At 59.5% G+C, this 11,815-nt stretch carries 9 protein-coding genes and 7 tRNA genes; all 16 read left to right on the top strand.

Going from position 1 to position 11,815, the window contains the following annotated elements; all coding sequences use genetic code 11:
* The first annotated feature begins 1 nt into the window (after nt 1).
* Nucleotides 2-1,153: a gluconeogenesis factor YvcK family protein gene (locus DW178_RS01165; protein WP_286168439.1), complete on the top strand. Its 1,152-nt coding sequence runs from the start codon at nt 2-4 to the stop codon at nt 1,151-1,153.
* Entirely contained in the window at nt 1,132-2,073 is a 942-nt protein-coding gene (whiA, locus tag DW178_RS01160; RefSeq protein WP_118349292.1) for a DNA-binding protein WhiA, read from the top strand. The genes DW178_RS01165 and whiA overlap by 22 nt, the downstream gene beginning before the upstream one ends.
* Nucleotides 2,074-2,227: 154 nt before the next feature.
* Nucleotides 2,228-3,229: a type I glyceraldehyde-3-phosphate dehydrogenase gene (gap, locus tag DW178_RS01155; RefSeq protein ID WP_118349291.1), complete on the top strand. Its 1,002-nt coding sequence runs from the start codon at nt 2,228-2,230 to the stop codon at nt 3,227-3,229.
* Nucleotides 3,230-3,397: 168 nt separating this feature from the next.
* Nucleotides 3,398-4,585 (top strand): phosphoglycerate kinase, encoded by a 1,188-nt coding sequence (locus tag DW178_RS01150; protein ID WP_118349290.1) that lies wholly within the window; start codon nt 3,398-3,400, stop codon nt 4,583-4,585.
* Nucleotides 4,586-4,642: 57 nt separating this feature from the next.
* Nucleotides 4,643-5,413 (top strand): triose-phosphate isomerase, encoded by a 771-nt coding sequence (tpiA, locus tag DW178_RS01145; RefSeq protein WP_114621214.1) that lies wholly within the window; start codon nt 4,643-4,645, stop codon nt 5,411-5,413.
* Nucleotides 5,413-6,972 carry a 2,3-bisphosphoglycerate-independent phosphoglycerate mutase gene (gene gpmI, locus DW178_RS01140; protein ID WP_118349289.1) on the top strand — a complete coding sequence of 520 codons (1,560 nt, stop codon included), beginning with the start codon at nt 5,413-5,415 and terminating at the stop codon, nt 6,970-6,972. The genes tpiA and gpmI overlap by 1 nt, the downstream gene beginning before the upstream one ends.
* 114 nt (nt 6,973-7,086) lie before the next feature.
* Nucleotides 7,087-7,344 carry a preprotein translocase subunit SecG gene (gene secG, locus DW178_RS01135; RefSeq protein ID WP_118349288.1) on the top strand — a complete coding sequence of 86 codons (258 nt, stop codon included), beginning with the start codon at nt 7,087-7,089 and terminating at the stop codon, nt 7,342-7,344.
* Between the two features lie 76 nt (nt 7,345-7,420).
* Nucleotides 7,421-7,507: transfer RNA gene (locus DW178_RS01130), tRNA-Leu, on the top strand.
* 245 nt (nt 7,508-7,752) lie between these two features.
* The gene (locus DW178_RS01125) at nt 7,753-7,956 is read left to right on the top strand and encodes a hypothetical protein (RefSeq protein ID WP_118349287.1); all 204 of its coding nucleotides are present in this window, start codon (nt 7,753-7,755) and stop codon (nt 7,954-7,956) included.
* Nucleotides 7,947-8,021, top strand: a tRNA-Val gene (locus tag DW178_RS01120). The genes DW178_RS01125 and DW178_RS01120 overlap by 10 nt, the downstream gene beginning before the upstream one ends.
* Nucleotides 8,022-8,029: 8 nt before the next feature.
* Nucleotides 8,030-8,105: transfer RNA gene (locus DW178_RS01115), tRNA-Gly, on the top strand.
* 60 nt (nt 8,106-8,165) lie between these two features.
* Nucleotides 8,166-8,239, top strand: a tRNA-Cys gene (locus DW178_RS01110).
* Between the two features lie 18 nt (nt 8,240-8,257).
* A tRNA-Gly gene (locus DW178_RS01105) sits at nt 8,258-8,333 on the top strand.
* 199 nt (nt 8,334-8,532) lie between these two features.
* Nucleotides 8,533-8,607: transfer RNA gene (locus tag DW178_RS01100), tRNA-Val, on the top strand.
* A gap of 102 nt (nt 8,608-8,709) precedes the next feature.
* A tRNA-Gly gene (locus tag DW178_RS01095) sits at nt 8,710-8,785 on the top strand.
* Between the two features lie 122 nt (nt 8,786-8,907).
* Nucleotides 8,908-11,784, top strand: a complete 2,877-nt coding sequence (gene uvrA / locus DW178_RS01090; RefSeq protein WP_118349286.1) for an excinuclease ABC subunit UvrA — start codon at nt 8,908-8,910, stop codon at nt 11,782-11,784.
* Nucleotides 11,785-11,815: the final 31 nt, after the last annotated feature.

Here is an 11,815-nt window from a genome sequence, read left to right as displayed (position 1 = left end):
GATGAGCGAGATGCTACACGAAAGCCATATGGAGGGCGGTCATTTCCCCCATGACCCGTCCATGACCGAGGCGTTCGCGCCGCTGTATGCGGCAAATCCCGTAGTGCCGGAGACCAGCAGCTTGAAAGCCGTGGTCATCGGCGGCGGGACGGGTGCGCCCGTTTCCATTCGCACGCTCCTTTCCATGGGCGTGGAAACCTCCGCCGTGGTCGCTATGGCCGATGATGGCGGGTCGACGGGCATCCTGCGCGAACGGGCAGGCGTCACTCCTCCGGGCGATATCCGCAAGTGCATATGCGCTATGGCGGCCGACCCCGAGGACCCGCTTACGCGCGCATTCAAATACCGGTTCCCGTTTGCCGACAATCATACGCTGGGCAATCTCATGCTTTCCGCGCTCGAGGACGCCACGGGCGAGTTTCCGCAAGCCGTTCAGATCTGCGAGCGCTTGCTCAACGCGCGTGGACATGTGTACCCTTCAACGCTCGATCGCGTGTCGTTGGTCGCGCGCACGCGCGATGGGCGCTATATCGAGGGCCAGGCGGTTGCCTGTCATTCGCGTACGGCGCTTGCACACGTGCAGTTGCGCGGTCAGGGCAAGATCCAGGCATACCGGCCGGCGCTCGATGCCATCCGCAATGCCGACCTGATCGTGCTCGGGCCGGGGAGCTTGTTCACGTCCATCATCCCGAACCTGCTGGTCCCGGGCGTGGTGGATGCCATCCGTCAATCGAAGGGGGCAACCCTGTTCGTCTGCTCCTTGGCGGACATGCAGGGCGAGACATGGGGCCTTACGGCGCGCGAGCATGTCGAGGCGTTGCTCGCGCACGGCATGCGCGGGCTGCTTGATTACGTGCTCGTGCACAGTCCGTTTCCCGTTCGCCCCGACGCTTCCGAGACGGGCACCTTCCGTGCGGTCACGGGGGTTAACGTCGGCGATAGCCGATTCACGGTCGCTCCGGGCGAGGAGGCGGGAAGGCGCGTGCGCCCCGTGCGCATAGACTACCCGGATTTGCGCTCCATTCAAAGCAAGGGCCCTGTCGTGCTTGTGCGCAACTTGGTCGATCCGCAGCGTCCCACCTGGCATGACCCGTTGTTGCTGCGCGAGGCGTTCACGGGGGTGTTGCGCTTATGTCGTTCACGGCAGAGGTAAAAGACGAGCTTTCGCGCGTGCCGGCAACGTGCAGTCATTGCGATAAGGCCGTTTTGGCTGCGCTTGTGCGCATCGAGGGCACGCTGTTCGTGTCGGGCAAGAACCGCTATCGCGTGGAGATCGCCACCGATGCCCCGTCGGTGGCGCGTTTGGTCATCAAGCTGCTGCATGAGCTGTATCGGCTGAAAACCAACCTGACGGTTCGGCGAAGCGTCTTGCATAAAACGCCGAACTACCTGATCGAGGTTCCCGCCCAGCCTCAGCTTGCTGCGGCTTTGGTGGATATGGGTGTGCTGTCTCCTGAAGGCGGTCTGGTGCTCGGCGTATCCGAGCAGTTGGTAGCCAAGGATTGCTGTGCGGCCGCATATCTGCGTGGCGCCTTCCTGGGCAGCGGATTCGTATCCGACCCTCGCGGCGATTTCCATTTCGAGGTGATCGTCGAAACCGAGGAGCTGGCCGATGGCCTTGTGGATCTTCTGGCTCGCAAGAACATCAAGGCACGCATCATGCAGCGACGCAATTCCTATATGGTGTATTTGAAAAGCGGCAGCGCCATTCTTGAGTTCCTGGCGCTTGCGGGCGCTCATCAAAGCGCGCTTGCCATGGAAAACGCACGCGTCATAAAAAGCGTTCGAAACGACGTGAACCGTCAGACCAATGCGGAAATCGCCAACCAGGCTAAAACCTCGCGTGCGGCGATCGACCAGATTCGAGCCATCAGGCAGGTGGTGGAGGCGCACGGCATGGAGAACCTCCCTCCGGCGTTGCAGGACTTCATCAAGCTGCGCGTGCGTCATCCAGAGGCGACGCTCAAGGAGCTCGGCGAGCTCGCCAACCCTCCGCTGTCGAAATCGGCGGTGTACCATCGCGTGCGCCGTATCGAGCAATTGGCCGCTGAGCTGGAGAATCAGAATCGGTAACCGATAGTAACCGGCGTCCTGTCGTTAGGCGGGACGCGTTGGTCTGCGCTTGTCGACCGTCTGCCAAATTCGCGCCGCAAGCGTTTGACTTTCCGCTACACTAGCATTTCGTATGGCCCATAACTTGAGTATCTGAATGAAAAGGAGATACGCAATGGCAATCAAAGTAGGCATCAACGGTTTCGGCCGCATCGGACGTCTGGCGTACCGCGCCATGGTCAAGGACCCGGAGATCCAGGTCGTGGCCGTCAACGACCTCGGCGACATCCCGACGATGGCTCACCTGCTGAAGTATGACTCGGTCCACGGCCGCGCCTTCGATACGGTCGAGGTCACCGAGGATGGCTTCGTGGCCGACGGCCATGCCGTGAAGGTCCTGTGCGAGCGCGATCCCGAGAACCTGCCTTGGGGCGAGCTGGGCGTCGACGTCGTCGTCGAGTCCACCGGCATCTTCAAGACCGGCGAGCTTGCCAGCAAGCACATCAAGGCCGGCGCCAAGAAGGTCGTCATCACCTGCCCGGCCAAGGGCGAGGACATCACCGTCGTCATGGGCGTCAACGACGAGCAGTACGACAAGGATCAGCACAACATCATCTCCAACGCCTCCTGCACCACCAACTGCCTGGCCCCCGTCGCCAAGGTGCTGCTTGAGAAGTTCGGCATCAAGCGCGGCTACATGAACACCATCCATTCCTACACCAACGATCAGAAGATCTTGGACCTGCCGCATAAGGACCTGCGCCGCGCCCGCGCCGCAGCCATGTCCATGATCCCGACCACCACGGGCGCCGCTCGCGCCGTGTCCTTGGTCCTCCCCGAGCTGGCAGGCAAGCTCGACGGCTTCGCCACGCGCGTTCCCACGCCCGATGGCTCCATGGTCGACCTGACGGTCGAGCTTGAGCGCGAGGTCACCATCGAGGAGATCAACGCCGCTATGAAGGAAGCCGCCGAAGGCGAGCTGGCCGGCGTGCTCGAGTACACCGAGGATCCCATCGTGTCCATCGACATCGTGGGCAACAACCATTCCTCCATCTTCGACAGCAAGCTCACCATGGTCATGGGCGGCAAGTCCAACATGGTCAAGGTCGTGTCCTGGTACGACAACGAGTGGGGTTATTCCAACCGCGTGAAGGACCTTGTGAAGATCCTGCTGTAATCGGCTTAACCGCTTAACGCTATGAAGGGCCCTGGAACCGAACCTTGCCCCTTGCGTGCTGCGCCGTACGTGCCCGAAGCACGCTCGGCTGCTTTGCAAGGCGCAATCGGGACCAGGGCCTTTTAGCTGGCCATCGCCGCACCCGCGGTGATTCGAAAGGAAGTCATCATGGCTGATATCGCCACCGTCGACCAGCTCGACGCGCGCGGCAAGCGCGTGCTCGTCCGTGTCGACTTCAACGTTCCCGTGGCAGACGGCGTCTGCTCCGACGATACCCGCATCCGCGCTGCGCTGCCCACTATCGAAAAGCTCATCGACGAAGGTGCCCGCGTCATCCTCATGAGTCATCTCGGCCGTCCGTCGGGCGAGGGCTTCGAGGAGAAGTTTACGCTTCGCCCGGCCGCTTTGCGCCTCTCCGAGCTGCTCGGCCGCCCTGTTGCGTTCGCTTCCGACACCGTCGGCCCCGACGCCCAGGCCAAGGCCGCGGCCCTTCAGGATGGTCAGGTGCTCGTGTTGGAGAACCTCCGCTTCGACAAGCGCGAGAAGAAAAACGATCCCGAATTCTGCCAGGAGCTCGCCAAGCTCGGCGAAGCATACGTCAACGACGCCTTCGGCACGGCGCATCGCGCCCATGCCTCCACTGCCGGCGTCGCTGCGCTTCTGCCCGCCTATGCCGGTTACCTCATGCAAAACGAGGTCGCAACCCTCACCGGCATGCTCGATGAGCCCCGTCGTCCCTTCGTCGCCATCCTGGGCGGTTCTAAGGTCTCCGATAAGATCAAGGTCATTGACGCCCTCATGGACAAGTGCGACACCCTCATCATCGGCGGCGGCATGTGCTTCACGTTCCTGCTGGCGCAGGGCAAGCAGGTGGGCACCTCGCTCAAAGAGGAGGATTGGGTCGAGCGCGCGGCTGCCATGCTGCGCAAGGCCGAAGAGCGCGGCGTGAAGCTGCTGCTTCCCGTCGACGTCGTATGCGCCGATAAGTTCGCCGAGGACGCGAACACCAAGACCGTCTCCGTCGACGATATCCCCGCCGATATGATGGGCCTCGATGTCGGTCCTGAAACCGCCAAGCTGTATGCTCAGGCCATCTCGCAGGCTGCCACCGTGTTCTGGAACGGGCCCATGGGCGTGTTCGAGATGGAGGCGTTCGCGGCAGGCACGAAGGCCGTTGCCGAGGCCGTGGCCGAAAACCAGCAGGGCGACACGATCATCGGCGGTGGTGACTCCGTGGCAGCGGTCAACAAGTTCGACCTTGCCGACCGCATGACGTTCATCTCCACGGGCGGCGGTGCCAGCATGGAGCTGGTGCAGGGCGAGGCCCTTCCCGGCGTGGAGGCTCTGAAGCGCTAAGGTAATCCAAAGGGGGGCGCATGCGTCCCCCTTATCGTTTTGAAAGGAGCGTGCCTCATGGCCCGCAAACCGCTTATGGCAGGAAACTGGAAGATGAACAACACCTATGCCGAGGCCGTGGTGTTGGCGCAAACCATCTCCAATAACTTCGACAAGCACTGGACCGACTCCGTGGACGTGCTCGTGTGCCCGCCGTCCATCGATCTGAAGCCGGTCAACACGGTGTTCGAGTTCGACCATCAGCCCATTCAGATCGGCGCGCAGAACGTGTACTGGGAGCCGAAGGGCGCCTTCACGGGCGAGGTATCGGTTCCCATGCTCAAGGATGTCCATTGCACGTGCTCCATCGTCGGCCACTCCGAGCGTCGCGGCTACTTCGGCGAAACCAACGAGGACGTCAACCGCAAGGTCCGCGCTCTGCTCGATGGCGGCCTTTATGCTGTGGCATGCGTCGGCGAATCGCTGTCCGTACGCGACGAGGGCGGCGCCGAGGAGTTCGTCTGCGCCCAGGTGCGCGCCGCGTTCGCGGGCTTGGAGCCCGAGGAGGCCGGCAAGTGCGTGGTGGCATATGAGCCCATCTGGGCCATCGGCACGGGCCGCACGGCCACGCCCGAGCAGGCGCAGGACATGTGCGCCGCCATCCGCGCCACGCTCGCCGACATGTTCGGCGCCGAGACCGCCGATGAGATGCGCATCCTGTATGGCGGTTCCATGAACGTCGGCAACGTCGAGCAGCTTCTCGCGCAGCCCGATATCGATGGCGGTCTGGTCGGCGGCGCTAGCCTGAAGGCCGACCAGTTCGTTCAGCTGGTGAAAGCGTGCCTGTAATGAGCGCGTCGGAAAACGTCTGCGGGAAGCTTTCCCTTCCGGCATGCCTGATCATCATGGACGGCTTGGGTTTGGCGCCTGCGGGTCCGGGCAATGCCGTGTCGCTGGCATCCACGCCGGTGCTCGATCAGCTGTTCGAAACCTGCTCGCACACCAAGCTTGAAGCCTCGGGAGAGGCCGTGGGCCTTCCTGAGGGCCAGATGGGCAACTCCGAGGTGGGGCATCTCAACATCGGCGCCGGCCGCGTGGTGCATCAGGAGCTCTCACGTATCAACATGGCTTGCCGCACCGGCTCCATCTGCGATAACGCCGTGATCAACGATGCCATCGAGGCGGCAAAGGCGCCGGGTGCCGCACTGCATCTCATGGGCCTGCTCTCCGATGGCGGCGTGCATTCCAGCAACGAGCACCTGTATGTGCTCATCAAGCATGCCGTGGAAAGCGGCGTCGGCGATGTGCGCGTGCATGCGTTTATGGACGGCCGCGACGTCCCGCCGTCTAGCGGCAAGGGCTACATGCAGCAGCTGCAGGACTTCATCGCCGAGAACGGGTTCCAAGACGCCGTGCGCGTGGCAAGCGTCTCGGGCCGCTATTACGCGATGGATCGCGACAAGCGTTGGGACCGTGTCGCCAAGGCGTACGAGGCCGTCGTGTGCGCAACGCCGCTCGCCGCTTCGGCCGATCCCGTCGCCGCTATGCAGGCGTCCTACGATGCCGAGGTCACCGATGAGTTCGTCGAGCCCGTGGCGCTTGATGATCGCGGCGTCGTCGATGGGGATGCCGTCGTTTTCTTCAACTTCCGCCCCGATCGCGCCCGTGAGATCACGCGTGCCATCGTCGATGATGGCTTTGACGGGTTCGATCGCGCTCGTCGGCCCCAGGTCTCGTTCGTGTGCCTGACCGAGTACGACCCGGACATCCCCGCGCCGATCGCGTTCCCCAAGACGTTCCCGGAAAACGTGCTTGCCGACGTGCTTTCCGCCGCCGGCCTGCGTCAATACCATATCGCCGAAACCGAGAAGTATGCGCACGTCACGTTCTTCCTCAACGGCGGGCGCGAGGAGCCCAAGGCGGGGGAGCAGCGAAGCCTCATCCCCAGCCCCAAGGTCGCCACGTATGATCTGCAGCCTCAGATGAGCGAACCTGAAGTCGCGGACACGTTGGCTGCGGCGATCGATGCCGACGAGGCCGATGTGTACATCGTGAACTTCGCAAATCCCGATATGGTCGGCCACACGGGCGTCATCCCCGCCGCCGTCGCCGCCGTCGAAGCGGTGGATTCCGGCGTCGGCAAGGTCATTGACGCCATCCGCCGCAAGGGCGGGTTCGTCTTCATAACGGCCGATCACGGCAACTGCGACAAGATGATCGCGGACGATGGAACGCCCCATACGGCGCATACCACCGCGAAGGTGCCGTTCATCTTCGTGGACGGTGCCGATACCGGGCGGGTGCTCGGCGACATGGAAGGCGCGCTTTGCGATATCGCCCCTACGTTGCTTGATGCCATGGGGCTTTCCGCTCCCGCTGAGATGACGGGACGCAGCCTGCTCGCGTAATACGTGATTTTCATGACCCTGTTCGCGCCCGTTGTCGGTTTCTTGCCTGCGCGGGCGCGTTTCGTTATACTTAGTTACTTGCGTACGTAGTTATTTCGAGTGAAAGAGCATCACGTGAATCCGCTTTTGATCATCCTTATCGCCTTGCTGGTCATCTCCGGCTTGGGTCTCATCATCTTTATTCTCCTGCACTCCGGCAAGGGCACGGGCATCTCCGATATGATCGCCAGCTCCGTGTACTCTTCGCAAACCGGTACCAGCATCGTTGAGAAGAACCTCGATCGCATCACCATCATCTTCGCGGTCGTCTTCTTGCTGTCGCTTATCGCGCTTATGATCGTGTATCCGTCCGGCACTATCGCCGCCCGATAAAATTTTTTGAAATTGGGTCTTGGCAAGTACGTAAGGTTCGGATATATTAATTATCGTTGCTTTTCGGCAACAACTCGTCGGAGTGGTGGAACGGCAGACACGCAAGCTTGAGGTGCTTGTGCCCGTAACGGGTGTGCGGGTTCAAATCCCGCCTCCGACACCAGAATTCAGAAAGCGGCCATTAGGTCGCTTTTTTGTTGCCTGTTGTCGATCTAGGCAGTTTGTTTGTTGCTACCTGCAATCGAGGTAGTTGCTTGTTGTCAGTTGCCGATGGTCATCAAGCCATCGTCGTCTGCGGAAACCCGCTCCTCGAACCTTCCTTCGTTGCAATTCTAAATGCGCTTTGGGCACTACGGCAAAAAGTGAGCGTTGCCAAGGCGTGGCAAGACGCCAAATTACACGTGCGTCATGAGCATCAAAGTTGAACACAAGGTATTGGAGTATCTTGAATCTAGCCCTTCATCAGGGAAAACGGCAGCTTTGATCATGGCGTGTCGAAAAAAGTTCGAACTTTTTCAAAAAAGGGGGTTGCCAAGAATTCTGGTTCAGGTATTATATCTCCTTGCCGACGCGCCGAAAGCGCTGAAGCAAATCACTCAAGTGGGCGTTTAGCTCAGGGGGAGAGCGCTTCCCTGACACGGAAGAGGTCACAAGTTCAAATCTTGTAACGCCCACCATTTGTGATGCGGACATGGCTCAGCTGGTAGAGCATCACCTTGCCAAGGTGAGGGTCGCGGGTTCGAATCCCGTTGTCCGCTCCATTGTCTTAGATGAGCTGGTTGGGTAACTAACCAGCTCTTTATAAGACAAGACGCCAGGATGGCGACGTGGCCAAGTGGTAAGGCAGAGGCCTGCAAAGCCTTCACCCCCGGTTCGAATCCGGGCGTCGCCTCCAAATTTGAAAGTTAAATATGCGGACATGGCTCAGCTGGTAGAGCATCACCTTGCCAAGGTGAGGGTCGCGGGTTCGAATCCCGTTGTCCGCTCCATGAAATGATAGCGGTCGATAGTTCGGCCGCTTTTTTATTGTTTCGGTCTGAAGAGGCGTCTCCATAACGGCGTGAATCTACCTCGCGGCTATATTCCGTTAGGATCGAAAAGAATTTCAAAATGGGGTCTTGCAAAGATTCTCGATTCCGGTATTATATCTTCTTGCGTCTTGGCCCCCCAAGATGTGATTGTTGAATTGGGCGTTTAGCTCAGGGGGAGAGCGCTTCCCTGACACGGAAGAGGTCACAAGTTCAAATCTTGTAACGCCCACCATTTCAGTTTGATTCGGTTCAATGAGTCATTGTGAGATTTAATTCACAATATTGAATTTCTTCTTGCAGCGATTCGTTTTTCGTTTAAACTGATTTTAGTAATGCGGACATGGCTCAGCTGGTAGAGCATCACCTTGCCAAGGTGAGGGTCGCGGGTTCGAATCCCGTTGTCCGCTCCATGAATATATAGCGACCGATTTTACTCGGTCGCTTTTTTGTTGCTTTGGAATTTCAAGCCACAAACACCTGTTCGTGTGATAGGATACGCAAAACACTAAGTGATTATCAAAGGCTAGGTAGTATGGGTCAGGATTCCATTGTCATCAAGGGCGCTCGCGAGCACAATCTGAAAAACGTCGACATCACCATCCCTCGTGACAAGCTGGTTGTGATCACCGGTTTGTCAGGTAGCGGCAAATCAAGCCTAGCGTTCGATACCATGTATGCCGAGGGGCAGCGACGGTACGTTGAAAGCCTGTCCAGCTATGCACGCATGTTTTTGGGGCAGATGAGCAAGCCTGACCTTGATAGCATCGATGGGCTTTCCCCGGCGGTATCGATCGATCAGAAAACCACCTCTCGTAACCCCCGCTCAACGGTGGGCACCACTACCGAGATATATGATTATCTTCGTTTGCTGTATGCTCGCGTCGGCATCCCTCATTGCCCGGAATGCGGTCGCGTTATCAAGAAGCAAACCACCGATCAGGTGACCGACGACATATTGGCCTTGGATCCCGGTGCGAAGGCCATCATCATGGCGCCGGTGGTTGCTGGTCGTAAGGGAGAATTCACTAAGCTGTTCGCAGACTTGACCCATGAGGGCTTCAGCCGTGTTCGCATCGATGGCGAGATAGTGAAGTTGGATGGCCAGCCTCGTACGCTCAATAAGAAGATTAAGCACTTCATCGATGTGGTGGTCGATCGCGTGCAGCTCAAAGAGGCCGCAACCGGTCGCATCGCCGAAGCGGTGGAGCTTGCAACGAAGTTGGCGGAAGGCCGCGTCCTTGTGCAGGTGCTCGGTCCCGATGGCAAGCCTCAGGGCGAGGCGGGCGGTTCCTCAAGCGGCGCAAAAGGCGGTCTTGGCGAAGGCGAGCATCTGTTCTCCCTGGCATTGGCGTGTCCCGAGCACGGACACTCGATGGACGAGCTTCAGCCGCGCGACTTCAGCTTCAACGCGCCATACGGAGCCTGCCCCGACTGCTCGGGCATCGGCAGCAGGGAAGAGGTCGATGCCAGTTTGGTGGTTCCCGATTCCTCGTTGACGTTGTCGGAGGGTGCTATCGCGCCTTTTAAGAGCGGCAACTACTACCCTCAGGTGCTTAAAGCCGTTGCATTGCATATGGGCTGCGACGAGAACACCCCGTGGGAGGACATGCCCAAAAAAGTCCAGAAGGCTTTGCTCGAAGGCTTGGGCGAGGAAAAGGTCAGGGTGGATTACACCACGGTCGATGGACGTAACACCTACTGGTTCATCGAGTGGGAGGGCGCCCTTGCCGCGGTAATGCGCAAATACCAGGAGGCTCAAAGCGATACGCAACGCGAGAAGCTGCAAAGCTACTTCGCCGTTGTTCCGTGCCCCACGTGCGGGGGGAAACGCTTGAAGCCCGAGATCCTCGCGGTCACCGTGGGCGGCAAGTCCATTCACGAGGTCTGCGAGATGAGCGCTCTTGATTGCTACCACTTCTTCGGCGATTTGCGTTTCGAGGGGCAGCAGGGTGCGATTGCGAATCCTATCGCGAAGGAGATCGTCGCACGCTTGAAGTTCCTGGTCGATGTAGGCCTAGATTACTTAACCCTTGAACGCGCTACTGCAACCCTTTCCGGCGGTGAAGCGCAGCGTATCCGTCTGGCTACGCAAATCGGCGCGGGCTTGATGGGCGTTCTCTACATTCTCGATGAACCTTCCATCGGCTTGCACCAGCGTGACAATGAGCGCCTTATCGGCACGCTCGAACACCTTCGCGATCTCGGCAACACCGTTATCGTCGTCGAGCACGACGAAGATACCATCCGCGCCGCTGATTATGTGGTTGACATGGGTCCGGGTGCGGGCGAGCGCGGCGGTATGGTGGTAGCTGCCGGAACGCCGGAGGAGGTGGCGGCTACGGAAGGTTCGCTCACTGCTGATTATCTTTCCGGTCGTCGCGTAATCGCCGTGCCGCAGCAACGTCGTAAGCCCAAGCGCGGATCCCTGAAACTTACCGGCGCATCCGAGAACAACTTGAACAATGTGACGCTGTCGGTTCCTTTCGGTACCTTCACCGTCATCACGGGCGTTTCCGGTAGCGGTAAAAGCTCGTTGATCACCGATACGCTGGCGCCTGCGCTGGCGAATCGCGTCAACCATGCTCACCGGCGCACGGGCGCGTATCGCAAGATCACCGGCGTCGAGAACATCGATAAGGTGATCAACATAGACCAAAGCCCTATCGGCAGGACGCCTCGCAGCAACCCCGCAACCTATATCGGCCTTTGGGATGATATCCGCGCGTTGTTCGCCAGCACGCAGGAGAGCAAGGCACACGGGTACGGCCCCGGTCGATTCAGCTTCAACGTCAGCGGAGGCCGCTGCGAAGCTTGTAAGGGCGACGGCCAGATCAAGATTGAGATGCACTTCCTTCCGGATATCTACGTGCCATGCGAGGTGTGCGAGGGCAAACGGTACAATCGCGAAACCCTGCAGGTCACCTATAGGGGTAAGAACATCTCCGAGGTGCTCGACATGACGGTCGAGGATGCCTTGCTGTTCTTTGAGAACATCCCCGGGATCAAGCGCAAGCTTCAAACACTATTCGATGTGGGGCTCGGGTATATCCGTTTGGGGCAACCGGCTACCACGCTTTCCGGTGGCGAGGCTCAGCGCGTGAAGCTGGCAAGCGAGCTGCATCGTCGTCAGACAGGCAAAACGTTCTATATATTGGACGAGCCCACTACCGGATTGCATTTCGAGGATGTGCGACAGTTGCTCGTGGTGCTTCAGCGTCTTGTGGATGCGGGAAACACGGTGCTCGTCATCGAGCACAACCTTGACGTCATCAAAAGCGCCGACCATATCGTCGATTTGGGTCCGGAAGGCGGTGCACGCGGCGGCACCGTTGTGGCCGAGGGAACACCTGAGCACGTAGCTACTGTGAAGGAGAGCTACACGGGTCGATTCCTCGCTCGCATGCTGTAAAATAGTCTTGTTACATTACGACGCCTGCCGA

The organism is Eggerthella sp. AM16-19 (assembly GCF_003474385.1).
GTDB lineage: Bacteria > Actinomycetota > Coriobacteriia > Coriobacteriales > Eggerthellaceae > Senegalimassilia.
Note: the sequence above shows the minus strand (reverse complement) of the source record. Positions and strands in the feature narration are given on the sequence as shown.

Coding starts and splice junctions, on each gene's coding strand:
- DW178_RS01165 (WP_286168439.1), top strand. CDS start 2: ATGAGCGAGATGCTACACGAAAGCCATATGGAGGGCGGTCATTTCCCC.
- whiA (WP_118349292.1), top strand. CDS start 1,132: ATGTCGTTCACGGCAGAGGTAAAAGACGAGCTTTCGCGCGTGCCGGCA.
- gap (WP_118349291.1), top strand. CDS start 2,228: ATGGCAATCAAAGTAGGCATCAACGGTTTCGGCCGCATCGGACGTCTG.
- DW178_RS01150 (WP_118349290.1), top strand. CDS start 3,398: ATGGCTGATATCGCCACCGTCGACCAGCTCGACGCGCGCGGCAAGCGC.
- tpiA (WP_114621214.1), top strand. CDS start 4,643: ATGGCCCGCAAACCGCTTATGGCAGGAAACTGGAAGATGAACAACACC.
- gpmI (WP_118349289.1), top strand. CDS start 5,413: ATGAGCGCGTCGGAAAACGTCTGCGGGAAGCTTTCCCTTCCGGCATGC.
- DW178_RS01125 (WP_118349287.1), top strand. CDS start 7,753: ATGAGCATCAAAGTTGAACACAAGGTATTGGAGTATCTTGAATCTAGC.
- uvrA (WP_118349286.1), top strand. CDS start 8,908: ATGGGTCAGGATTCCATTGTCATCAAGGGCGCTCGCGAGCACAATCTG.